This window comes from Allobosea sp. TBD101 (assembly GCF_059817965.1).
Genome location: NZ_CM187543.1, coordinates 5,150,697 through 5,173,216, shown reverse-complemented (window position 1 = coordinate 5,173,216; position 22,520 = coordinate 5,150,697). Strand labels below are relative to the sequence as shown.

The 22,520-nt window shown below is 66.3% G+C and carries 20 protein-coding genes; 16 read left to right on the top strand and 4 right to left on the bottom strand.

Features of this window, described 5'->3' with window-relative positions:
• Positions 1 to 125: 125 nt before the first annotated feature.
• The 3 genes from AC6RIC_RS25090 to AC6RIC_RS25080 form a co-directional block, all read right to left on the bottom strand.
• Positions 126 to 1,718, bottom strand: a complete 1,593-nt coding sequence (locus AC6RIC_RS25090) for an ABC transporter substrate-binding protein (protein ID WP_499734389.1) — start codon at positions 1,716 to 1,718, stop codon at positions 126 to 128.
• 283 nt (positions 1,719 to 2,001) lie between these two features.
• Entirely contained in the window at positions 2,002 to 2,667 is a 666-nt protein-coding gene (locus tag AC6RIC_RS25085) for a GntR family transcriptional regulator (protein WP_454658665.1), read from the bottom strand.
• Positions 2,668 to 2,719: 52 nt separating this feature from the next.
• A complete protein-coding gene (locus AC6RIC_RS25080; RefSeq protein WP_499734388.1) occupies positions 2,720 to 4,126 on the bottom strand; it encodes a flagellar biosynthesis protein FlgA in 1,407 nt (468 codons plus the stop codon).
• A 152-nt stretch (positions 4,127 to 4,278) separates the two neighbouring features.
• Here AC6RIC_RS25080 and AC6RIC_RS25075 point away from each other — a divergent pair, with 152 nt between their 5' ends.
• From AC6RIC_RS25075 to AC6RIC_RS25050, 6 genes are all read left to right on the top strand, one after another.
• The gene (locus tag AC6RIC_RS25075) at positions 4,279 to 5,313 is read left to right on the top strand and encodes a 4-hydroxythreonine-4-phosphate dehydrogenase PdxA (RefSeq protein WP_499734387.1); all 1,035 of its coding nucleotides are present in this window, start codon (positions 4,279 to 4,281) and stop codon (positions 5,311 to 5,313) included.
• A 69-nt stretch (positions 5,314 to 5,382) separates the two neighbouring features.
• Entirely contained in the window at positions 5,383 to 6,378 is a 996-nt protein-coding gene (locus AC6RIC_RS25070) for a Bug family tripartite tricarboxylate transporter substrate binding protein (protein WP_454658662.1), read from the top strand.
• A 192-nt stretch (positions 6,379 to 6,570) separates the two neighbouring features.
• Entirely contained in the window at positions 6,571 to 7,059 is a 489-nt protein-coding gene (locus AC6RIC_RS25065) for a tripartite tricarboxylate transporter TctB family protein (RefSeq protein ID WP_499734386.1), read from the top strand.
• A gap of 18 nt (positions 7,060 to 7,077) precedes the next feature.
• Positions 7,078 to 8,589, top strand: a complete 1,512-nt coding sequence (locus AC6RIC_RS25060) for a tripartite tricarboxylate transporter permease (RefSeq protein ID WP_499734385.1) — start codon at positions 7,078 to 7,080, stop codon at positions 8,587 to 8,589.
• Between the two features lie 34 nt (positions 8,590 to 8,623).
• On the top strand, positions 8,624 to 9,541 hold the full coding sequence (locus tag AC6RIC_RS25055; RefSeq protein ID WP_499734384.1) for a dihydrodipicolinate synthase family protein: 918 nt from the start codon (positions 8,624 to 8,626) through the stop codon (positions 9,539 to 9,541).
• A 131-nt stretch (positions 9,542 to 9,672) separates the two neighbouring features.
• Positions 9,673 to 10,392 (top strand): ribonuclease activity regulator RraA, encoded by a 720-nt coding sequence (locus AC6RIC_RS25050; protein WP_454658658.1) that lies wholly within the window; start codon positions 9,673 to 9,675, stop codon positions 10,390 to 10,392.
• A 28-nt stretch (positions 10,393 to 10,420) separates the two neighbouring features.
• On the opposite strand, the gene AC6RIC_RS25045 is transcribed toward AC6RIC_RS25050, so the two are convergent.
• Positions 10,421 to 10,894, bottom strand: a complete 474-nt coding sequence (locus AC6RIC_RS25045; RefSeq protein ID WP_499734383.1) for a hypothetical protein — start codon at positions 10,892 to 10,894, stop codon at positions 10,421 to 10,423.
• Between the two features lie 215 nt (positions 10,895 to 11,109).
• Here AC6RIC_RS25045 and AC6RIC_RS25040 point away from each other — a divergent pair, with 215 nt between their 5' ends.
• The 10 genes from AC6RIC_RS25040 (at position 11,110) to AC6RIC_RS24995 (ending at position 22,471) form a co-directional block, all read left to right on the top strand.
• Positions 11,110 to 11,766, top strand: a complete 657-nt coding sequence (locus AC6RIC_RS25040) for a helix-turn-helix domain-containing protein (protein ID WP_499734382.1) — start codon at positions 11,110 to 11,112, stop codon at positions 11,764 to 11,766.
• Positions 11,767 to 11,939: 173 nt separating this feature from the next.
• Positions 11,940 to 13,562: a cytochrome-c oxidase, cbb3-type subunit I gene (gene ccoN, locus AC6RIC_RS25035; RefSeq protein ID WP_454659064.1), complete on the top strand. Its 1,623-nt coding sequence runs from the start codon at positions 11,940 to 11,942 to the stop codon at positions 13,560 to 13,562.
• A 12-nt stretch (positions 13,563 to 13,574) separates the two neighbouring features.
• Complete coding sequence (ccoO, locus tag AC6RIC_RS25030; protein ID WP_499734381.1) at positions 13,575 to 14,339, top strand: cytochrome-c oxidase, cbb3-type subunit II; 765 nt, start codon at positions 13,575 to 13,577, stop codon at positions 14,337 to 14,339.
• 11 nt (positions 14,340 to 14,350) lie between these two features.
• The gene (locus AC6RIC_RS25025; protein ID WP_055728507.1) at positions 14,351 to 14,506 is read left to right on the top strand and encodes a cbb3-type cytochrome oxidase subunit 3; all 156 of its coding nucleotides are present in this window, start codon (positions 14,351 to 14,353) and stop codon (positions 14,504 to 14,506) included.
• Between the two features lie 2 nt (positions 14,507 to 14,508).
• Positions 14,509 to 15,396, top strand: coding sequence for a cytochrome-c oxidase, cbb3-type subunit III (gene ccoP / locus AC6RIC_RS25020; RefSeq protein ID WP_454658654.1), 888 nt, complete (start codon positions 14,509 to 14,511; stop codon positions 15,394 to 15,396).
• Between the two features lies 1 nt (position 15,397).
• Complete coding sequence (gene ccoG / locus AC6RIC_RS25015) at positions 15,398 to 16,852, top strand: cytochrome c oxidase accessory protein CcoG (RefSeq protein ID WP_499734380.1); 1,455 nt, start codon at positions 15,398 to 15,400, stop codon at positions 16,850 to 16,852.
• A gap of 20 nt (positions 16,853 to 16,872) precedes the next feature.
• Positions 16,873 to 17,394: a FixH family protein gene (locus AC6RIC_RS25010; protein ID WP_499734379.1), complete on the top strand. Its 522-nt coding sequence runs from the start codon at positions 16,873 to 16,875 to the stop codon at positions 17,392 to 17,394.
• Position 17,395: 1 nt separating this feature from the next.
• Positions 17,396 to 19,594 carry a heavy metal translocating P-type ATPase gene (locus AC6RIC_RS25005; protein ID WP_499734378.1) on the top strand — a complete coding sequence of 733 codons (2,199 nt, stop codon included), beginning with the start codon at positions 17,396 to 17,398 and terminating at the stop codon, positions 19,592 to 19,594.
• Complete coding sequence (ccoS, locus tag AC6RIC_RS25000; protein WP_454658650.1) at positions 19,591 to 19,764, top strand: cbb3-type cytochrome oxidase assembly protein CcoS; 174 nt, start codon at positions 19,591 to 19,593, stop codon at positions 19,762 to 19,764. Before AC6RIC_RS25005 ends, ccoS begins: the two co-directional genes overlap by 4 nt.
• Before the next feature lie 373 nt (positions 19,765 to 20,137).
• Positions 20,138 to 22,471 (top strand): DNA translocase FtsK, encoded by a 2,334-nt coding sequence (locus AC6RIC_RS24995; RefSeq protein ID WP_499734377.1) that lies wholly within the window; start codon positions 20,138 to 20,140, stop codon positions 22,469 to 22,471.
• Positions 22,472 to 22,520 lie beyond the last annotated feature (49 nt).

Here is a 22,520-nt window from a genome sequence, read left to right as displayed (position 1 = left end):
AGGGCGGATCGGGCGCGGGGCGTCGTGCCCCATCGTCTCCGCTTCCCGGAACGCGGCCCCGCCGGGGGCCGCGTCGTCTGGCATGCATCAGCCGCGCCAGGGCGTGGCGCGGCCGGCAATTCGGCTCACTTGCCGATGTCGACGCCGTAGAAGGTGTGGCGGCCGAACGGCGAGAGCTTGAAGTCCTTCACCTCCTTGCGGACCGGCTTGAGCTGCACGGCATGCGCGATGGTGAGCCACGGCGACTGCTCCTTGAAGATCACCTGCGCCTGCCGGTAGAGCTTCTCGCGCTCGGCCTGGTCGGTGACCGTCTTCGCCTTCGCCACCAGCTCCTCGAAGGGCTGGTAGCAGAACTTGGCGACGTTCGAGCCATTCGTCTTGGCCGAGTCGCAACCCAGCAGCGTGTGCAGGAAGTTGTCCGGGTCGCCGTTGTCGCCGGTCCAGCCGAGCATGCCCGTCTGGTGCTCGCCCGCCTGCATGCGCTTGCGGTACTCGCCCCATTCGAAGCTCTTGATCTCGGCCTTGACGCCGACCTTGGCGAGGTCGGCCTGCATCAGCTCGGCGATGCGCTTGGCGTTCGGGTTGTAGGGGCGCTGCACCGGCATGGCCCAGAGGTCGATCTCGAGGCCGTTCGGATAGCCGGCCTCGGCCAGCTCCTTCTTGGCCGCTTCCGGATCGAAGGCATCGTCCTTGATCGTCTCGTTATAGGACCACATCGTCGGCGGGATCGGGTTCGTCGCCGCGACGCCGCTCGACAAGTAGACCGCGTCGATGATCGCCTTCTTGTTGATCGCCTTGTTGACGGCGCGGCGCACCTTGACGTCGTCGAAGGGCTTCTTGGTGGTGTTGTAGGCGAGATAGCCGATGTTCAGGCCGGGCTGCTCCAGGATCTCGACATTCGCGTCCTTGCGGATCGCCTCGAGATCGGCCGGGTTCGGATAGGGCATGACATGGCATTCGCCCTTCTGGAGCTTGGCCCAGCGCACCGAGGCGTCCGGCGTGATCGCGAAGATCAGGTCGTCGATCTTGGCCTTGCCGGCCCAGTAATCGGGATTGGCCTTGTAGCGGATGATCGCGTCCTTCTGGTACTGCACCAGATAGAACGGGCCGGTGCCGACCGGGTCCTGATCGAGCTTCTCCGGCGTGCCCGCCTTCAGCATCGCATCGGCATATTCCTTCGACTGCACGCTGGCATACTGCATCGCGAGGTCGGCGAGGAACGGCGCTTCCGGCTGGTTCAGCGTGATCTTCACGGTGTAGTCATCGACCTTCTCGACCGATTTCAACAGCTTGGGCATGGCCATGTCGTTGAAATAGGAGTGGTTTGAGCTGGTCACCTTGAAGAACGGGTGGCTTTCCTTCCACTGCCGCTCGATCATGAAGATGATGTCGTCGGCGTTGAAGTTGCGGGTCGGCTTGAAGTTCTTGTTGGACTGCCACTTGACGTTCTTGCGCAGGTGGAAGGTGTAGGTCAGGCCATCGGCAGAGACATCCCATTTCTCGGCGAGCGCCGGCTGGACCTTGGTGCCGCCCCGCTCGAACTGGACGATCGTGTCATAGATCTGGGTGTTCGCATCGAAGGACGTGCCGGTGGTGTTGACGCTCGGCGCGAAGTTCTCGGGGCTGCCCTCCGAGCAATAGACCAGGGTCTTGGCCATCAGCGGCTGCGCCGCCATCAGCGCGGAGGCCGACAGCGTCGCCAAAAGAATTTTCTTCATGGATGTCTCCTTGAACGCCTCTCCGCCCTGTCCGGGCGGTGAACGGCCCCGTTGTATCGGAAGCTCCTGGGGCGAAAGTCCCCGGGCCGCCTTGTCTACAGCTTATTAAAAGAACGGGGGCGCGGATAGCTGTCTCGGAGGGCGCGAAGGCCAGCTCCGGGGAGAGGGTAAACGGTCGTGCGGGAACGGCTTCCGGCTGGAGCGAGGGGGCTTTTGCCGGCCGCCGTGAGCTTGTTCGAAAGTCTATGGGCTCCAGCAGGGCCCGCGGTTCCCGGACGGGCGCTCAGAGCACCTCGCGGACCCGCACCAGCGTCGTGTCCATATGGCGGCCGATCGCCTCGGCGAGGGCGTCGCCGTCGCGCTTCAGCAGGGCTGCCATCATGTCCTCGTGTTCGGCGACCGCGCCTGCCCATTTCTCCGGGCCTTCATTGCCGACGAAGCGCAGGCGCTTGATCCGGGCCTGCAGGGTGGTGTGCATCTCGGCCAGCACCGCATTGCCGGATGCCGCGACGATGGCGCTGTGGATCGCCTGGTTCAGTTTGAAATAGTCGAGCCGCTCGCGCGTCGCATAGAGCGCGAGCATGTCCTCATGCAGCTTGTGGATCGCCGCGATCGTGGCGTCGCTGGCTTGTGCGCAGGCGATCCGGCCGCCGAGCTGCTCCAGGCTCTTGATGACCTCGAGGATATCGGCGAGATCGCGCGCCGTGAACTTCCGGACGATCGCGCCCTTGGCCGGCAGGATCTCGACGAGCCCCTCGCTGGCGAGCGTCTTGATGGCCTCGCGCAAAGGCGTCCGCGAGACGCCGAGCTGGGCGCCGACCTGGCCCTCGTTGATGCGCTGGCCCGGTTCGAGCCGCCCTTCGATGATCATGTCGCGCACGCGCTCCAGCACCTCGTCATGGAGGGTGCGGCGCGTGATCGGGATATAGTCGGCCGCCGTCTCGCTCATCGTTGCTCCCGTGTTCCCGGCCTCTCCGTTACGGCATGCGGATTCCGCGCTGTCAAACGGACGCGCCGTTGTCGGCCGCGAAGAGCGCATCCTGCCGCCGGCGCATCGCCAGCAGGCCGGAATCGGCGGCGATCTCGACATCGCCGAGGCGGATCGCCTCGCCGGCCCTGACCGGACGGACGAGCGTCCGGTTGGCGACCAGATAGAACGGGGCAGGGCGCTCGGTCGCGAGCGCCGCCGCGGGCCTCACCTCCGCGCCGACATTCTCGATGCTGTGATGGTGCCCGCCCATCGTGAGCACCGCCCCGGCGGCGAGGTCGCGCTGCGCGACCGCGACGAGGTCCTGCCTTGGTCGGTAGTCGTCGCCATAGCCGGAGCGGCCGAGCCCGGCCGCGTCGAGGATCGAGGTCGCGACCTCGACGCCTAGCAGGTGGCGCGGCAGGTAGAGCGCGGCAGTTTTGCCGCTGCGGCTGACGACATGGCCCTTGCCGGCCAGCATCTCCCAGGTCTCGTCATTGTCGCAGCGCACGACGATGAAGACGCCGCCGGCGAAGCTCGCTTCGTCCGCTAGCCGCAGATGGTGGAACACGTCGATCCGGCGCGTGCCGCCCATCAATCCGCCCTCGCTGCGCTCGGCGAAGAGATCGGCGAGTTCCGGGATGCGGGCCGGCGGCGCATGGAAGCCGGCAGCGTCGGCCGAGAAATCCAGCGCATTGGCGACGAGCGTCATCTCGCAGAGATCGGGCACGGCCCTCAAGGGGAAGGCTTCGCCGAGGATTCGCGCGCGTTCCGCTGCGGTGGCGACGACGGAACGCGAGCCCGGCAGCCAGTGCTCGCGCAGTGCCGGCAGGGAGCGGGTCACGCCGTTGCAGGTGACGTCGCCGGTCGCGGCATCGAGCACGAAATCGTACTCGCTCGACTTGCCGGCGGCGATGATCTCGAGTCCGATGACCTCGGCCCAGCTCGCGAGCGCGATCAGCAGGCTCGGCTGGTCGCCGTCGACCGGCGTCACCACGACGCCCTTGTTGCGAGCGAGTCGTGCCAGCCCCGGTCCGATGACGCTGTCGGCCTCCTTCGAGACGAGCGCGACATGGCGGCTCGCATCGATTGCGGCAAGGCTGTGCCGGGTCGCCGCTTCCGGGCTCCCGGTCGCCTCGACGAGAAGCGCGAAGGGCAGTTCCATCACGACATCGAGGCTGGACGCGGCGACGCAGCGCCCGGCATTCCACGCGGCCTTTGCCTCGGCCCCGGTCGAGCACAGCGCGATCTCGTGAGGCTCGAAACCAGCCGCAGCGAAAGCCTTGCCGGCGGCTTCGGCCGTGACGTCGACTGCTATGCGCGCATTGACCAACCGCGTCCGGCGCGACTGCGCGAGATAGCTGCGCCCGAAGCTGCCGCTGCCGACGAGGCAGGTTTCGACAGGCTCCGCGATCCCGGCGTAATGCGCATGAAAATTCATTCGGCTCTCCTCCGGCGCAGCCCGATCCGCAGCTCACGCCTGCCGAATGAGTACATCGGTTTTGATATGCTGCATACAGAATACTTGAGTGGATCGGCCGCCTGTGTTAGCCAACGGAACCAGAAGAGCAGACAGGCAGCGGAGTGGCAGTCATGAATGAGCGGACGAATGACGCCTTGCCGGTGATTGCCGTGGCGATGGGCGATCCCTCCGGCATCAGCCCCGAACTGACGGCCCGCATCCTGTCGGAGGCCGATCTGCGTGGCGCGGCCCGCTATGTCGTCTTCGGCGACAAGCGCCTGCTCGATCTCGGCATCAAGGACGGTGGCGTCGATCCGCAGGTCCAGGTCGTGAAGGGCGACGACGCGCTGCCGCTCGGTGACCGGCCCGTCTTCGTCGATCTCGCCAACCACGACCCCGCCGATCTCAAGCGCGGCACGGCGACGCTGGCCGGCGGCAAGGCTGCGACCGAGAATTTCCGCCGCGCGCTGCAATTCGCGGCGTCAGGCAAGGCCGATGCGGTGTTCTTCACGCCCTTCAACAAGGCGGCGATGCGCTTCGCCTATCCCGGTTATGACGACGAGATTCGGTTCGTGCGCGACGCGATCGGCTTCGAGGGCGCGGCGAGCGAGTTCAATATCCTCGACAAGCTCTGGAATGCCCGCGTCACCTCGCATATTCCGCTGTCGGAAGTGGCGCAGAACATCACGCAGGAGCGCATTCTGCGGGCGCTGACGCTGGCCGATGCCAATCTGCGCGCCGCCGGCTTCAACCCGCCGCGCATCGCGGTCGCCGGAATCAATCCGCATGCCGGCGATGGCGGCAATTTCGGCCGCGACGAGATCGAGACGATCGAGCCGGCGGTGAAGGCGGCGAAGGCCAAGGGCTTCACGGTCGAGGGACCGTTCCCGTCGGATACCGTCTTCCTGCGGGCGAAGAACGGCGATTTCGACGCCGTGCTGACGATGTATCACGACCAGGGCCAGATCGCGATGAAGCTGATCGGCTTCGACCGTGGCGTCACCCTGATCGGCGGCTTCCCCTTCCCGATCTGCACGCCGGCTCATGGCACGGCCTATGAGATCGCCGGCAAGGGCATCGCCAATCTCGGCGCGACGCGGGCCGCGCTCGCACTCGCGATCAAGATGGCCCGGGACGGAAAGGGCAAGACCCGCGCCGCCGCCTGACATTCAACGTTTTTGACAAAGCCGCCGGCAAGAGCGGCCTCGCGCAATCAGAACCCAGGGAGAGAAACCATGAAGACTATTGCCATTTCGGCTGTATTCGCCGGCGCGCTCACGCTTGGCGGCATCGGTGCTGCACAGGCCTGGGAGCCGACCAAGCCGATCGAGTTCGTCGTGACCTCGGGCGCCGGCGGCGGCACCGACAATTTCGCCCGCATCATTCAGTCGATCATCACCAAGCACAAGTTCACCGAGCAGCCGATCGTGGTGGTGAACAAGGGCGGCGGCTCCGGCGCCGAAGGCTATGTCTATGGCAAGGGCGCCAAGGGCGATCCGAACCGCGTCATTTTCGGCACCAACAACGCCTATCTGCTGCCTTACGTCGCCAAGCTCGGCTACAAGGTCTCGGATCTGACCCCGGTCGCAGCGCTGGCGCTCGACGAGTTCCTGCTCTGGGTCAAGGGCGATGCGCCCTATGCCGACGCCAAGAGCTATCTCGAGGCGGTCAAGGCCAAGCCGATGGGCTTCAAGATGGGCGGCAGCCAGTCGAAGGACACTGATCAGACGCTGACCTCGATGATCCAGGACGCCACCGGCGTGAAGTGGATCTACGTGCCGTTCCAGGGCGGCAGCGCCGCGGCGGTGCAGCTCGCCGGCGGCCATATCGACTCCAACACCAACAACCCCAACGAGAATATCGGCCAGTGGAAGGCCGGGCAGGTGAAGCCGCTCTGCGTCTTCTCGCCGGCCCGCCTCGCCAAGGGCGAGCCCGTCTTCGAGGGCAAGGGCTGGGGCGATATCCCGACCTGCAAGGAAGCCGGCCTGCCGCTGGAGACCTTCCAGATGCCGCGTACCGTCTGGCTGCCGGCCGACGTCCCGGCTGATGCCGTGACCTATTACGCCGGCCTGCTCGAGAAGGTCTCCAAGACCCCGGAATGGCTGGAATTCGTGACGCGCACTGCCCAGACCGCCAAGTTCATGAAGGGCAAGGAGCTCGCTGATTTCGTCGCCAAGGACGAGGCGGCGAACAAGAAGGTCTTCGAGAACGAAGGCTGGGTCGCGAAGTAAGGTGGGATCGGCGCACGCCGATTTACCTCGTAAACACGCGGTCATCCCGGGCTTGACCCGGGATCCATGCCGGAACCTCGACCGGGTACGCTCAGGCATGGATCCCGGATCTCCGCTTCGCTCCGTCCGGGATGACCCGCTTCTTCTTTCAGCCGTGCCTTCCCGCCGCTCCCGCAAGGAGGAACCCACTGCATGGTCACCCGCTTCTGGGCCGAGATCGGGACCGCGATCCTGACGCTCGTCTTCGGGCTCGTCATCGTGAAGGGCTCGCTCGAATTCGGCATCGGCTGGGATACGTCCGGTCCGCAGCCCGGCGCCTTTCCCTTCTACGCGGGCGCGCTGATCGCGCTGGCGAGCCTCGGCACGATCGCCGTGACGCTCGGTCAACGCATCTCCGGAAAGGCCGTGCTCGCCGAGGCGTTCCTCGACGCCGAGCGCGGCAAGCGGGTGCTGTCCTTCCTGCTGCCGCTCGTCGCCTTCGTCGTGGTGAGCGCGACGCTCGGCATGTATGTGGCGACGATCCTCTATCTCGTCTTCGCGATGCGCTTCCAGGGTGGTTACGGCTGGCTGCAGAGCCTTGGCACCGCCTTCGTGACGGCGGCGTTCTTCTATTTCGCGCTCGAGAAATTCTTCCAGATCGGCCTGCTCAAGGGCCCGATCGAGCCGCTCATCGGCCTCTGAGACGGCGGGGATAGCAGCATGGACAACATCGCCAACCTGATGCACGGCTTCTCGGTCGCGCTCACCACGCACCATGTCCTGCTGATGATGGCGGGCGTGCTGCTCGGCGTGCTCGTCGGCGTCCTGCCGGGGCTCGGCGCGCCCAATGGCGTCTCGCTGCTTTTGCCGCTGACCTTCTCGATGGACCCGGTCTCGGCGATCATCCTGCTGACCTCGCTTTACTGGGGCGCGCTCTTCGGCGGCTCGACCACCTCGATCCTGTTCAACATCCCCGGCGAGCCCTCATCGGTCGCGACGACCTTCGATGGCCATCCGATGGCCAAGCAGGGCAAGGCGACCGAGGCGCTCTCCTTCGCCTTCCTCTCAGCCGGCTTCGGCGCGCTGGCCGGCGTCATCCTGATCACGCTGCTCTCCGGCTGGGTCGCGAAATTCGCGCTGCGCTTCTCCTCGCCCGAATATTTCGCCGTCTATTTCATGACCTTCGCGAGCTTCATCGGGCTCGGCGGCGCCTCGCCCTTCAAGACCGTCGTCTCGATGGCGATCGGCTTCGCGCTGGCGACGATCGGCATGGACTCGGTCTCCGGCAATGTCCGTCTGACCTTCGAGTTCGACGTGTTGCTTGCCGGCGTCAGCTTCCTGATCGCGGTCATCGGCCTGTTCGGCATCGGCGAGTTGCTGCTGACGATGGAAGAAGGGCTGAAATTCGAGGGCGTCGCCGCGAAAGTCCGCGTTGGGGATGTTTTGCGGACTGCCATGAAGCTGCCGCGCTACTGGCTGGCGCTGCTGCGTTCGTCGCTTATCGGCATCTGGATGGGCATCACGCCGGGCGGGCCGACCGCGGCCTCTTTCATGAGCTATGCCATGGCCAAGCGCTCCTCGCGCCATCCCGCCAAATTCGGCAAGGGCGAGCCCGAGGGCGTGATCGCGCCGGAGACCGCCGACCATGCCGCCGGCTCCGCCGCCATGCTGCCGATGCTGGCGCTCGGCATTCCCGGCTCGGCGACCGCGGCCGTGATGATGGGCGGGCTGATGATCTGGGGCCTCAATCCCGGTCCGACGCTCTTCACCGATCGCCCGGATTTCGTCTGGGGCCTGATCGCCTCGATGTATCTCGGCAATCTCGTCGCGGTCGTGGTCGTGCTGGCGACGGTGCCGCTCTTCGCCTCGATCCTGCGCATCCCCTTCTCGATCATCGGGCCGATCATCGTGGTGATCTGCTTCATCGGCGCCTTCACCGCCGCGAGCAAGGAATTCGACATCTGGCTCGCGTTGATCTTCGGATTGGTCGGCTATGTCTTCAAGAAGCTCGACTATCCGATCGCGCCGCTCGTGCTGGCGATGGTCATCGGCGACAAGGCCGAGGACGCCTTCCGCCAGTCGATGATCTTCAGCCAGGGCTCGCTCTCGATCTTCTGGTCGAACCCGCTGGTCTCGACGCTGATGACGATCGGCCTCGCGCTGCTGGTCATGCCGGTTCTCGGCTCGATCGCGCGTCGTGTGCGCGGCACCAAGGCCGCCAGCGCTGTCTGAACCCGCCTCAGTCCGCCACCGATGAGATGACGCCATGACCGAACCCTACAAGGGCATCCTGCCGATCGCGCCGACCATCTTCCATGAGAATGGCGACCTCGATGTCGAGGGCAACAAGCGCGTCATGGACCTGATGGTCGACCAGGGCGTCGACGGCATCTGCATCCTCGCCAATTTCTCGGAGCAGTTCCTGCTCACAGACGAGGAGCGCGAGCAGGTGATGCGCCTCTCTTTGGAGCAGGTCGCGGGCCGGGTGCCGGTCATCGTCACGACCTCGCATTTCTCGACGCGCATCGCGGCTGCCCGCGCCAAGGCGGCGGCCGATGCCGGGGCCAAGATGCTGATGATGATGCCGCCCTATCACGGCGCGCTGCTCAAGGCCGACGAGCAAGGCATGATCGAGCATTTCAAGGCGGTGGCGGATGCCTGCGGTATCCCGATCATCCTGCAGGACGCGCCGCTCTCGGGCGTGACCATGACCGTGCCCTTCATGATCCGGCTGGCGAAGGAGGTGCCGCTCGTCCGCTATTTCAAGATCGAGGTGCCCGGCACGGCGAACAAGCTGCGGGCGCTGATCGAGGCCGGGGGCGATGCGGTCGTCGGCCCCTTCGACGGCGAGGAGGCGATCACGCTGATGGCCGATCTCGATGCCGGCGCGACCGGCACCATGACATCGGCGATGATCCCCGACCTGATCAAGCCGATCCTCGCGGCCCACGCTGCCGGCGACCGCAAGCAGGCGGCGGCGCTCTATGCCCGCGTCCTGCCGATCATCAATTACGAGAACCGCCAATGTGGCCTGCGCTCGGCCAAGGCGGTGATGAAGGAAGGCGGCGTGATCCGGTCGGAGGCCGTGCGTCATCCCTTGACGCCGCTGCACCCGAAAACCCGCGAGGGCCTGATCGAGTTGGCGCGCGAGCTCGATCCGCTGGCGCTGCGCTGGGGCAAATAGGCGAATACTCGCCAGGAAGGGGCGGGGTTGCGTATTTCGCGTCCGCTCCGCCTTTACAACGCGGGCCGGATCGCGGGAACCTCCTTGCCACCTGCCGCCCGGCGGGAGCCATGGACGGAGAAGGTGAACGCATGCCCAGTCTCAAGCCGGAAACCCGCGAGAAGCTGCGCACGGTCTCCGTCGCCACGCTCTGCACCGCCCTGTTCAAGCGCGGCCTGCGCAACCAGTTCATCCAGGACGTCCGCCCGCTCAATCCCGGCGCCGGCACCATGGTCGGCGAGGCCTTTACGCTCCGCTACATCCCGGCGCGCGAAGATTTGAACCAGCTCTCCGTTTTCCAGGACCGGGCCCATCCGCAGCGCAAGGCTGTCGAGGATTGCCCGCCCGGGGCCGTGATGGTGATCGACAGCCGCAAGGACCCGCGCGCGGCCTCGGCCGGCGGCATCCTCGTCTCGCGCCTGATGAAGCGCGGCGTCGCCGGTGTCGTCACCGATGGCGGCTTCCGCGACTCCTACGAGATCGCGGGATTGCCTTTCCCAACCTATCACAACCGGCCGTCTTCCCCGACCAACCTGACCCTGCACCAGGCGATCGACATCAACGTGCCGATCGGTTGCGGCGATGTCGCGGTGTTTCCGGGCGATGTCGTGGTCGGCGATGCCGAGGGCGTCATCGTCATCCCCGCCCATCTCGCCGACGAGGTTGCGACTGAGGCCGTCGAGATGACCGCCTTCGAGGATTTCGTCACCGAGGAAGTGCTGAAGGGCCGCTCGATCCTCGGCCTCTACCCGGCGACGGAGGAGCAGACCAAGGTCGATTTCGCGGCCTGGCGGAAGGCCAACGGCCGCTGATCCGGACCGGTGTCCGGTTTGAGGTAGGTCAATTGGGGGGCGTCGGCGCCAGTTGTGCCCGGCCCAGCACCATCATCCGGTCGACCTGGAAGCCCGAACGCTGGAGCGCGTCATGGTCCTGCGGCCAGGCGGCGGAGCGCTCCAGCGAGATCGCGATCCGGGGCAGGTCGAGCTCGACCGCAAGCTGGTTGGCGAAGCGCAGCAGCGCATTCACCAGATAGGTGCCCGGCAGCCGGAGCATCGCGAGCTCCGATATCTCCAATGCTGCGCTTCCGGAGATCGTCTGCGCGACGCGGAAGGTGAAGACGGCATGCGGCATGGCGCGCGCATCGCGCAGCGCGAAGACGCCGCGTGGCCTGGCGCCGTCCTGTGAATTGTCGCGCACGAATTCGGCCCAGCCCTCCGGCGTCACCTCCGGATGCAGCATGGCGACGAGGCTGAAGACCGTGTCGGCGCCGGCCGGCGCGATGCGCGCGACCTCGAAGATATCATCGCCAGTCACGAACACTCTCCGGAATTGGGAAGACGCACCGTGATTGCGCGGCTAGTGAAGGCGCATTGATCTGGATCAAATCAGCTGCCTGCGACTGGAAGCGCGCTTTGTTGGCTTGAACCCATGCGGTATGGTCCGCCGATAACTTGGAAGGTGCGATCGTGAACTGTCACCCCACGGGCTGCAGTGCCTCAACCTGTAGCGATGGCGGCTGCCGTAGCTGCATGGTGCGTCTGGTCAGCGTCTGCGCGTCTCTGACGGATGACGAACTGGCGCTGCTGGAATCGCTCGCGCATCCCACACGTTTCGCCTCGGGCGAGACGCTGTTCACGCAAGGGCGCGAGGCGCATTCGGTCTACAACGTCACGGCCGGCGTCGTTCGCCTCTACAAACTTCTCTCCGACGGTCGCCGTCAGGTGGTGGGTTTCGCGCTGCCGGGCGACTTCCTCGGGCTCGCAATGCGCGACGCCTACGGCTTCTCGGCCGATGCCATTGGCGAGGTCGCGGTCTGCGCCTTCTCGCGCGGCGCCTATACGGCGCTGGTCGACGCCAAACCGCATCTGTTGAAGCGCCTGCACGAATTCGCCACCCATGAGCTGACGCTCGCCCATGAGCAGATGATGCTGCTGGGCCGGCGGACGGCCGAGGAGAAGCTGATCTGCTTCCTGCTCGGCATGCAGCAGCGCTGGGCCCGGCTCGGCAAGCCCTCGGTTACGGTGCCCTTGCCGATGACGCGGCAGGACATCGCCGATTTCCTCGGCCTGACCATCGAGACAGTGAGCCGCACCTTCACCCGCCTTGCCCGCGAAAAGACGATCCTGATCGTCCCCGGCGGCGTACGCGTGATGAATGCCGAGCGCATGAGCGCCGTCGCGGCCTGAGCCTGCGCTACCGCGCCGCACCCCGCGCGGCGCCCCCGTTGACTTGAATCAACGCCCCGCCTTCTCCCGCTCGTTAAGCCTCCCGCGAAGGGCGCGCTCATGCGCCGGAGACGAAGCGGGAGTCGGATGTGACGGCAACGGCAAGCCCTGTCAGGCAGGCAACTGTCGGCGAAATGATCGGGATGCTGATCGCGGCGGCCTGCGTGCTGCCGCTGATCGTGATCGCGGCGCTGACCGAAAGTTCCGGCTACGCCTTCCACGCCATGCTCGGTGTCGTGGCCTCCGTCGCCAGCATCGTCCTGATCGCCAATCGGTGCTTCGACGGAACCGCGCCGGCCGAGCCGCAGGAGATCGACGGCAAGCCCAACTACAATTTCGGCCCGGTCAAATTCGCGACCGTGGCTGCAATGGTCTGGGGCATCGCCGGCTTCACGGTCGGCCTGCTCATCGCCTCGCAGCTCGCCTTCCCGGCGCTGAACTTCGATCTGCCCTGGATCAATTTCGGCCGGATGCGGCCGCTGCATACCTCGGCGGTGATCTTCGCCTTCGGCGGCAACGTGCTGATCGGCACGTCCTTCTACGTCGTGCAGCGCACCTGTCGCGCGCGGCTCGCGGGCGTCCTGTCGCCCTGGTTCGTCGTGCTCGGCTACAATTTCTTCATTGTCATCGCCGGCACCGGCTACCTGTTGGGCATTACCCAGGGCAAGGAATACGCCGAGCCGGAATGGTATGCTGATCTCTGGCTGACCATCGTCTGGGTCGTTTATCTCCTGGTCTTCCTGGGTACGGTGATGAAGCGCCGGGAGCCGCATATCTATGTGGCGAACTGGTTCTATCTCGGCTTCATCCTGACCATCGCGGTTCTGCATATCGGCAACAACGTCGCCGTGCCGGTCTCGCTCCTGTCGCCGCGCTCCTACGGCCTCTGGTCGGGCGTGCAGGACGCGATGTTCCAGTGGTGGTACGGCCATAACGCGGTCGGCTTCTTCCTGACCGCCGGCTTCCTCGCGATCATGTACTACTTCGTGCCCAAGCGCGCGGAGCGGCCGATCTACAGCTACCGGCTCTCGATCATCCATTTCTGGGCGCTGATCTTCATCTATATCTGGGCCGGCCCCCACCATCTCCACTACACCGCTTTGCCCGACTGGGCGCAGACGCTGGGCATGACCTTCTCGATCATGCTGTGGATGCCCTCTTGGGGCGGCATGATCAACGGCATCATGACCCTGTCTGGCGCCTGGGACCGGCTGCGCACTGATCCGGTCCTGCGGATGATGGTCGTCTCGCTCGCCTTCTACGGCATGTCGACCTTCGAAGGTCCGCTGATGTCGATCAAGGCGGTCAACGGCCTGTCGCACTACACCGACTGGACCATCGGCCATGTCCATTCCGGCGCGCTCGGCTGGGTCGCCTATATCTCCTTCGGCGCGATCTACTGCCTCGTGCCCTGGCTCTGGAACCGCAAGGGGCTCTACTCGCTCAAGCTGGTGAGCTGGCACTTCTGGATCTCGACGCTCGGCATCGTCTTCTACATCTGCGCGATGTGGGTCTCCGGCATCCTCCAGGGTCTGATGTGGCGCGCCTACACCTCGCTCGGCTTCCTCGAATATTCCTTCATCGAGACCGTCGCGGCGATGCATCCCTTCTACGTGATCCGCGCACTGGGCGGCGCCCTGTTCCTGATCGGCGCGCTGATCATGGCCTTCAACCTCTGGATGACCGTGCGCTCCGAGAGCGCGGCCGAGATGCCGCGTGCCGACGATGCACCGGCGCCGCTGGCCATGGCCGTCTGAGGAGTTTCCGGAATGACGAGCATCGAACACAAGCCCGCGCGCAAGTCGCTCTGGGCTAAGCACAAGATCTTCGAGACCAACTCGATCATCCTGGTCATCGGCGTGCTGCTGGTGATCTCGGTCGGCGGCCTCGTGGAGATCGCGCCGCTGTTCTACCTGAAGAACACGATCGAGACCGTGCAGGGCATGCGGCCCTACACGCCGCTCGAACTCGCCGGCCGCGCGATCTATGTCCGCGAGGGTTGCTATAACTGCCACAGCCAGATGATCCGGCCGCTGCGCGACGAGGTCGAGCGCTACGGGCATTACTCGCTCGCAGCTGAGAGCATGTACGACAAGCCCTTCCAGTGGGGTTCCAAGCGCACCGGGCCGGACCTCGCCCGCGTCGGCGGCAAGTATTCCGACGAGTGGCAGCGGGCGCATCTGGCCGAGCCGCGCGCGGTCGTGCCGCAATCGATCATGCCGGGCTATCCCTTCCTGGCGAAGACCGAACTGAAATACAGCGACATCGCCGACGAATTGCGCGCCAACCGCGCCGGTGGCGTGCCCTACAGCGACGAAATGATCGCCAAAGCCGAAAGCGACCTGAAGGCGCAGGCGACGCCGGACCATCCCGGTCAGTCCGATCTGGAGAAGCGCTACCCCAAGGCGCAGTCGCGCGATTTCGACGGCGACCCGCAGCGCATCACCGAGGCCGACGCCATGATCGCCTATCTCCAGGCGCTCGGCACGCTCGTCGACTTCAAGCTCTACGACGACAAGGCCAACATCCGCTGAGCGAGGCTGCCATGCAAACGACCTATCACTGGCTTGCCGGCTTCGCCCAGTCCGTCGGCCTTCTCTACTTCGTCGCCGTCTTCCTCGGCGTCTGCGTCTACGCATTCTGGCCGAAGAACCGCGCCCGCTTCGAGCAAGCCGCGCTCAATCCGCTGCGCGAGGACTGATCATGGACCAGAAGAACCACGACGCCCCGCATATCGACCCGCATACCGGCATCGCCACGACCGGCCATGAATGGGACGGCATCCGCGAGCTCAACACGCCGCTGCCGCGCTGGTGGCTCGGCATCTTCTACGCCAGCATCCTCTGGTCGATCGGCTACTGGGTCGTCTATCCCGCCTGGCCGCTCCTGACCGACACCACAAAGGGCGTGATCGGCTATGCCAGTCGCGCCGATATCAGCGCGGACATGGCGCAGCTGAAGGCACAGCGCGCGGTCCAGGCTGCGGGCATGGCGGACGCGACACCTGCCCAGATCAAGGCCGATCCGACCTTGTTCCAGATCGCGATGGCGCAGGGCAAGGCTGCCTTCGGCGACAATTGCGCCGCCTGTCATGGCGTCGGCGGGGCCGGAGCCAAGGGCTATCCGAACCTCAATGACGACGACTGGCTCTGGGGCGGCTCGCTCGAGGCGATCCAGCAGACCATCCTCCACGGCATCCGCGCCGCCGGCAATGACGAGACGCGGGTCAGCCAGATGCCGGCCTTCGGCCGCGACGGCCTGCTCAAGCGCGACGAGATCAATGCGGTCGCCAACCATGTCCGCGAGCTCGCGGGTCTTCCGACCGAGCCCAAGGCCAATCTCGCGCTCGGGCGTAAGCTCTTCGCCGACAACTGCGCCTCCTGTCATGGCGAGGCCGGCAAGGGGAACGTGGAGATGGGCGCGCCGAATCTTGTCGATGCGATCAGCCTTTACGGCATGGACATGGCCTCGCTGACCGAGACCATCTCCAACAGCCGCAACGGCGTGATGCCGGCCTGGGGCGGTCGCCTCGACGCGACGACGATCAAGGCGCTGACCGTCTACGTCCACTCGCTGGGGGGAGGGCAGTAGCGTGAGCACGGCCGGGACCGATTCCGACGACCTGCCGCTCTTCGCGGCGTCGCGGAAGGTCTATCCGCAGAGCGTGTCGGGCCCGTACCGGCGCGCGAAGTGGCTCATCCTCTTCCTGTGCCTCGGCATCTACTACCTGCTGCCGTTCCTGCGCTGGGACCGCGGCCCGCACTTGCCGAACCAGGCCGTTCTGGCCGACATCGCCAATGGCCGGTTCTATTTCTTCTTCATCGAGATCTGGCCGCAGGAGGTCTATTACTTCACCGGCCTGCTGATCCTGGCCGCCTTCGCGCTCTTCCTGATGAACGCGCTCGCCGGTCGGGTCTGGTGCGGCTATCTCTGCCCGCAGACGGTCTGGACCGACCTCTTCCTCGCCGTCGAGCGTGTCTTCGAGGGCGACCGGCGCGAACGCATGCGCCTGGATGACGCGCCCTGGAGCTTCGACAAGCTCTGGCGCAAGGTGGCCAAGCACGCGGTCTGGATCGTCATCGCCTGGTGGACCGGCGGCGCCTGGGTGCTCTACTTTGCCGATGCGCCGACGCTGGTGCGGGAGCTCGCGACATTCACCGCGCCGCTCTCGGCCTATGTCTGGATCGCGATCCTGACCTTCACGACCTATTCGCTCGCCGGCATCATGCGCGAGCAGGTCTGCAAGTTCATGTGCCCCTGGCCGCGCATCCAGGCGGCGCTGACCGACGACGAGGCGCTCAACGTCACCTATCGCTACGACCGCGGCGAGCCGCGCGTCTCGGTCAAGCATGCTCTGAAGCTCAAGGCACAGGGCGCGCCGGCCGGTGACTGCATCGATTGCCACCAATGCGTCGCCGTCTGCCCGGTCGGCATCGATATCCGCGACGGCGCCCAGCTCGACTGCATCCAGTGCGGGCTCTGCATCGACGCCTGCGACACCGTCATGGCCAAGGTCGACCGTCCGAAGCGATTGATCGCCTATGACACCGAGACCAACGTCAAACGGCGGATGGCCGGCCTGAAGGCGATCTACCGCCCGTTCCGGGCGCGCACGGCGATCTATGCGGCACTCATCGTCGTGGTCGGCGGCGCCATGCTCTGGCAGCTCGCGACGCGCCGCACCGCCGATATCTCGGTGCTGCACGAGCGCGCACCGCTCTTCGTGACCTTGAGCGACGGCTCGATCCGCAACGCCTATGCGGTCCGCCTGCTCAACAAGCGTCCCGAGGTTCGCCCCTTCGCGCTGACTGTCGATGGCCTGCCGGGCATCCGCATCGAGGCCGTCGGCGTAGCGCCCACCGCCGATGTCAGGCCGGTCGTGACCGTCGATCCCGATTCCTCCCGCGAGGTGCGCGTGCTCGTCACCGTGCCGGCCGGCGTGCCGCTGGAAGCGTCGCAGGCGATCACCATCACCGCCTCCGATCTCTTCGCCGGGGAGACCGTGCGCGCGGCCGACCACTTCATGGCGCCCGGAGCCAAACCATGAGCTGCTGCGGAGTTTTCCTGATGTCCTGCGACACCCCTGCCGCCCCGCGCCCGCGCCGCCCCTTCGAATTGACCGGCTGGATGGTCGCCGCGATGCTGGTGCTGTTCTTCGGCGTCATCATCTCGGTCAATGCGACGATCCTGACGCTGGCGCTGCGCACCATGCCGGGCGTCGAGACCAAGAGCACCTACGAGACCAGCCAGCATTTCAACGAGGAGATCGCCCGCCAGCATGCGCGCGATGCCCGCGGCTGGAAGGCGGCGGCCACGCTCGCCCGCCAAGGCGGTGGTGCCACGCTCGGCGTGACCATGGCGGACAGCCTCGGCCAGCCGCTCTCCGGCTTCACGGCCACGGCGCGGCTGCGCCACCCTGCTACCTCGGCGCGCGATCACGCCGTCACACTGAACGAGCGCCAGCCCGGCCGCTACGAGGCGAGTTTCGATCAGATCGAAGCCGGCTCCTGGATATTCGAACTGCAGGCGAAGCGCGGCGATGAGGTCGTCTTCGTCTCGCGCAGCCGCATCACCCTGCCGGAGAAATGAGATGGCGGCGCAGGATCTCTCCGTCTTCGTGCGCCACCGCGACGGCGGCATCGCCAGCATGGAGCTGGCGGTCGACGGCATCCGCTGCGCCGGCTGCATGCAGGCGATCGAGAGCGGGCTCGGTCGCGAGCCCGCCATCCTCGGCGCCCGCGTCAACCTCGCGCTGAAGCGCGTCTCGGTCGAATGGCGCGAGGCGCTTTTGCGGCCGGAAGCTGTCGTCGACAAGCTCGGCGCGCTCGGCTTCAAGGCCTATCCCTTCGTGGCCGAGCGGCAGGAGGACAGCTCTGTCGCCGAGGAACGCAGCCTGATGCGTCGCCTCGGCGTCGCCGGCTTCGCCTCGATGAACATCATGCTGCTTTCGGTCGCGGTCTGGGCCGGCAATAGCGGCGACATCGACCCGACGACGCGCGACTTCTTCCACTGGCTCTCGGCGCTGATCGCCCTGCCGACGGCCGCCTATGCCGGCCGGCCCTTCTTCGAGAGCGCGCTGCGGGCGCTCCGGGCCGGCGCCGTCAACATGGACGTGCCGATCACGATCGGCGTCGTGCTGGCGCTCGTCATGTCGGTCGCGGAAACCTGGACCCATGGCCGTCACGCCTATTTCGACGGCGTGGTGATGCTGCTCTTCTTCCTGCTGATCGGGCGCTATCTCGACCAGCTCATGCGCCGCCGCACCCGCGATCTCGCCGGCAATCTCGCTGCCCTCAAGGCCGAGACCGCGACGAGGCTCACTGACGATGGCAGCTGGACGATCACGCCGATTGCCGCGATCCAGCCGGGCGACTGCGTTCTCGTACGCCCGGGCGAGCGCGTCTCGGTCGACGGTCTCGTCGAGACCGGCCGCTCCGAGCTGGACCAGAGCCTCGTCACCGGCGAGACCGCGCCGGCTGCGATCGGTCAGGGCGAGCGCGTCCATGCCGGCACGCTGAACCTCACCGGCGCCCTGACCATCCGCGTCGAGGCCGCAGGCCAGGGCACGCTGCTCGACGAGATCGACCGGCTGATGAGCCAGGCCGTCGGCAGCCGCTCACGCTATGTCCACTTGTCGGACCGCGCAGCGCGGCTCTACGCGCCGGTGGTCCATACCCTGGCGGCCGCGACCTTCCTCGGCTGGCTTGCCTGGGGGCTGGCCTGGCCGGAGGCGCTGCTGATCGCCGCAACCGTGCTGATCATCACCTGCCCTTGCGCGCTCGGCCTCGCGATCCCCGCCGTGCAGGTCGTCGCCGCTTCCGCCCTGTTCAGGCGCAAGATCATGCTCAAGGAGGGCGATGCGCTGGAGCGCCTCGCCGAGGCCGATATCGCCGTCTTCGACAAGACGGGGACGCTGACCCTGCCGGAGCCCGATATCCTCAACCCCGAAGCACTGCCGGCCGAGCGCCGGGCGGAGATCGGTGCGCTTGCCATGGCCAGCACCCATCCGCTGGCGCAGGCTTTGGCGCGCGCTCTCGGCGCCACCTCTCCCCGAACAGATGTTCACGAAGAGCGCGGGCAGGGCCTGTCGGTCGGCGAGGGTGATGGCGAGCAGAGGCTCGGCAGCCTCGCCTTCTGCGAAGCCGCAGCCGAGGCCGTCTCGGTCAAGGCGCAGCATCCCGGCGCCTCGCTGATCGCCTATCGTCACGGCTCCTATCGTACCGTGCTGGCGCTCGGGCAGAGCCTGCGTCCGGATGCGCGCGCGACGATCGATGTCCTGCGCGCGGCGGGGCTCGAAATCGCGATCCTCTCCGGCGACCGGCCGGAAGCGGTGGCGCCGATCGCGGCCGCGCTCGGCATCGCGCATGTGCAGGCGGGCCTGCTCCCGGCCGACAAGCTGAACCTGCTCGACGCCATGGCGGCCAAGGGTCGCAAGGTTCTGATGGTCGGCGACGGGCTCAACGATGCGCCGGCGCTCGCTGGCGCGCATGTCTCGGTATCGCCGGTCAGTGCCACGCATCTGGCGCAGGCTGCCGCCGATATCGTCTTCCTCGGCGACAGCTTGGCGCCGGTCTCCGCAGCGCTCGAAATTGCCCGCAAGGCGCGCGGGCTGATGCTGCAGAACCTGTGGTTCGCCGTGCTCTACAACGCGGTCGCGGTGCCGATCGCGATCGCCGGGCTGGCGACGCCGCTGGTCGCTGCCGTCGCCATGTCGGGCTCGTCGCTGGTCGTGACCCTCAACGCCCTGCGCGCGCGCGGCCGCAAGGCATTGCCGGAGGCAGAGGCATGAACATCATCGTCATCCTGTTTCCTCTCGCGCTCGGGCTCGGCCTGCTGGGCCTGGGTGCCTTCTTCTGGTGCATGCGATCAGGCCAGTTCGCCGATCTGGAAGGGGCCGCCTGGCGCGTGCTGCAGGACGATGACGCTGCAGCGCCGTCCCCGGAAACACAGGCGCGTTGACGGCCGCGGAGGGGCTAGGCGCGCCACCTCGGACACCGAAAAGGAGACCGCCGGAACGGTCTCTTAACCCTGCCGGGCTAGCACTGGGTCTCAGGTTAACGAAGCGTAGTGTTCGCCTAAGCCCATGCAAAAACTGGATCGCCTCCGCCGCGCGAACGCCGTTGTTTCCGAGGATAATCGCCTCGCTCAACCACAGCAGACCGCAACACCCCACGCCTCTGCCGCTGAGCCGTTTCGGACTGAAACAGCGTCATCCAATCTCTGGCCGACCTATGTCCGTCCCTCGCGCGCTGCCGACGCCCAGCGCAAGCTGGCACAGGCCGAGCGAGAGCTCTCCGCCTCCCCGGTTCTCGGGCAGCGATTCGACATCAGCATGTCCCCGAATGCTCCTGCGTCGGGCGAGAGCCGCGTCCGTTTCTGGCGCACGCCGGATCATCTGATCCGGCAGGTCTGGGGCGCGCCCGGCACCGAGCCGACGCCCGAACCCGTCATGGACGAATCGGCCGATGTCGAATTGACTTTCGACGCGGACGAGAATGCCTTCGTCGATGAGATGCAGCCTGCCGAGATGGATTTCGAGGCCTCTCCGGAGGTCGATGCCTTCCCTGAACAGCCCGTCGCGACGCCGCTCGATTTCATCTCGGATCACGCTTTCTGGGAATGCGTGCCCGAGGCGGAGCGCGACGATGCCGATTTTGCGTTCGATCCCGTTGTTCGGTCGACGGCGGCGGATGCGATGGCTCATGCTCCGGCCCCTGTCTTTGAAGAGCCTCAGGCCGCCATGCGCGAGGCCGTGCCGCTGGCGATGACGGCTCCGGTCGTTGCGCCTGCCTGGTCCGGCTGCGGTTGGGGGCAGAGCTATCAGGTGAGCTTCCAGATCGCGACGCCGTCCTGGTCTGTGCCGGCCACTGAGGCGCCCGTGATCGAGGACGAGGCTCCGATCTCGGAGCAGGCCGTGGCTGTGGCGAAGCCCGGCGTGCCGCTGGCGCGCAGCACGCGCCCCCCGGTCGAGCCGAAGCCGGCTCTGTCCAAGCCCGTTCAGCCTCAGCCTGTTCAATCCGAGCCCGCCAAGCCTGAACCTGTCCGCCCCGAGCCGGTAGCAGTCGAATCCGCCAAGGTCACCCCGTTCAGGGCAAAGCTGCGTCTCGTGGAGCTGCCGGTGGTGCAGGATGCTGGCTTCCAGCTCCCGCCGATCGAGTTCCTGGCCGAGCCGCCGCAGGCGCAGGCCGAGACCATGCCGGTCGAGATGCTCCAGCAGAATGCCGGCCTGCTCGAAGGCGTGCTGGAAGACTTCAACATCCGCGGCGAGATCGTCCAGGCCTGCCCCGGCCCGGTCGTCACCTTGTACGAACTGGAGCCCGCTCCCGGCATCAAGAGCTCCCGCGTGATCTCCTTGGCCGACGACATCGCGCGTTCGATGAGTGCGGTGTCGGCGCGTGTTGCGGTGGTCCAGGGCAAGAACGCGATCGGCATCGAACTGCCCAACACCCGCCGCGAGACCGTCTTCCTGCGCGAGTTGCTCGCCAGCCAGGATTTCGAGGCGACCAAGCACAAGCTCGCGCTCTGCCTCGGCAAGACCATCGGCGGCGAGCCGGTCATCGCCGATCTCGCCCGCATGCCGCACCTGCTGGTGGCGGGCACCACCGGCTCGGGCAAGTCCGTCGCCATCAACACCATGATCCTGTCGATCCTCTACCGGCTGAAGCCGGAGGAATGCCGCCTGATCATGGTCGATCCCAAGATGCTCGAACTCTCCGTCTATGACGGCATCCCGCATCTGCTCACTCCCGTCGTCACCGATCCCAAGAAGGCGGTCGTCGCCTTGAAATGGGCGGTGCGCGAGATGGAGGAGCGCTACAAGAAGATGTCGAAGCTCTCGGTGCGCAACATCGACGGCTTCAATGCCAGGGTCGGCGAGGCCAAGGCGGCCGGCGAGGTCATCACGCGAACCGTCCAGACCGGCTTCGACAAGCATTCGGGCGAGGCGATCTACGAGGAGGAGGTCATGGACCTCGAGCCTCTGCCCTATATCGTCGTCATCGTCGACGAGATGGCCGACCTGATGATGGTCGCCGGCAAGGAGATCGAAGGCACGATCCAGCGCTTGGCCCAGATGGCGCGTGCCGCCGGCATCCATGTCGTGCTCGCCACGCAGCGTCCCTCGGTCGACGTCATCACCGGCACGATCAAGGCGAACTTCCCGACCCGCATCTCCTTCCAGGTCACCAGCAAGATCGACTCGCGCACGATCCTCGGCGAGATGGGCGCCGAGCAGCTGCTCGGTCAGGGCGACATGCTCTACATGGCCGGCGGCGGGCGCATCACCCGCGTCCACGGCCCCTTCGTCTCGGACAACGAGGTCGAGAAGGTCGTCGCCCACCTCAAGACCCAAGGCCGGCCGCAATATCTCGACGCCGTCACCTCCGAGGAGGACGAGGGTGGCGAGGACGAGGACGGCGCCGTCTTCGACAAGAGCGGCATGGGCCAGGCCGACTCGGACGACCCCTACGAGCAGGCGGTCGCGGTCGTGCTGCGCGACAAGAAGGCCTCGACCTCCTATATCCAGCGCCGCCTCCAGATCGGCTACAACCGCGCCGCATCCATCATGGAGCGCATGGAGAACGAGGGCATCGTCGGACCGGCCAACCACGCCGGGAAACGCGAAATCCTGGGGGAAGGTCCGCGTCAGCGCGACGACGAGGACTGAGTGCCCCAGAAAAGGGCTGTCATCCCGGGCGAAGCGAAGCGCAGACCCG

What these genes read in the sequence shown, in the direction of transcription:
- AC6RIC_RS25025 (WP_055728507.1), top strand. Translation starts at nt 14,351, where the DNA reads ATGCAAACGACCTATCACTGGCTTGCCGGCTTCGCCCAGTCCGTCGGC.
- AC6RIC_RS25085 (WP_454658665.1), bottom strand. Translation starts at nt 2,667, where the DNA reads ATGAGCGAGACGGCGGCCGACTATATCCCGATCACGCGCCGCACCCTC.
- AC6RIC_RS25080 (WP_499734388.1), bottom strand. Translation starts at nt 4,126, where the DNA reads ATGAATTTTCATGCGCATTACGCCGGGATCGCGGAGCCTGTCGAAACC.
- AC6RIC_RS25075 (WP_499734387.1), top strand. Translation starts at nt 4,279, where the DNA reads ATGAATGAGCGGACGAATGACGCCTTGCCGGTGATTGCCGTGGCGATG.
- AC6RIC_RS25065 (WP_499734386.1), top strand. Translation starts at nt 6,571, where the DNA reads ATGGTCACCCGCTTCTGGGCCGAGATCGGGACCGCGATCCTGACGCTC.
- AC6RIC_RS25010 (WP_499734379.1), top strand. Translation starts at nt 16,873, where the DNA reads ATGTCCTGCGACACCCCTGCCGCCCCGCGCCCGCGCCGCCCCTTCGAA.
- ccoO (WP_499734381.1), top strand. Translation starts at nt 13,575, where the DNA reads ATGACGAGCATCGAACACAAGCCCGCGCGCAAGTCGCTCTGGGCTAAG.
- ccoP (WP_454658654.1), top strand. Translation starts at nt 14,509, where the DNA reads ATGGACCAGAAGAACCACGACGCCCCGCATATCGACCCGCATACCGGC.
- AC6RIC_RS25070 (WP_454658662.1), top strand. Translation starts at nt 5,383, where the DNA reads ATGAAGACTATTGCCATTTCGGCTGTATTCGCCGGCGCGCTCACGCTT.
- ccoS (WP_454658650.1), top strand. Translation starts at nt 19,591, where the DNA reads ATGAACATCATCGTCATCCTGTTTCCTCTCGCGCTCGGGCTCGGCCTG.
- AC6RIC_RS25050 (WP_454658658.1), top strand. Translation starts at nt 9,673, where the DNA reads ATGCCCAGTCTCAAGCCGGAAACCCGCGAGAAGCTGCGCACGGTCTCC.
- ccoN (WP_454659064.1), top strand. Translation starts at nt 11,940, where the DNA reads ATGATCGGGATGCTGATCGCGGCGGCCTGCGTGCTGCCGCTGATCGTG.
- AC6RIC_RS25090 (WP_499734389.1), bottom strand. Translation starts at nt 1,718, where the DNA reads ATGAAGAAAATTCTTTTGGCGACGCTGTCGGCCTCCGCGCTGATGGCG.
- AC6RIC_RS24995 (WP_499734377.1), top strand. Translation starts at nt 20,138, where the DNA reads ATGTCCCCGAATGCTCCTGCGTCGGGCGAGAGCCGCGTCCGTTTCTGG.
- AC6RIC_RS25060 (WP_499734385.1), top strand. Translation starts at nt 7,078, where the DNA reads ATGGACAACATCGCCAACCTGATGCACGGCTTCTCGGTCGCGCTCACC.
- AC6RIC_RS25040 (WP_499734382.1), top strand. Translation starts at nt 11,110, where the DNA reads ATGGTGCGTCTGGTCAGCGTCTGCGCGTCTCTGACGGATGACGAACTG.
- AC6RIC_RS25055 (WP_499734384.1), top strand. Translation starts at nt 8,624, where the DNA reads ATGACCGAACCCTACAAGGGCATCCTGCCGATCGCGCCGACCATCTTC.
- AC6RIC_RS25005 (WP_499734378.1), top strand. Translation starts at nt 17,396, where the DNA reads ATGGCGGCGCAGGATCTCTCCGTCTTCGTGCGCCACCGCGACGGCGGC.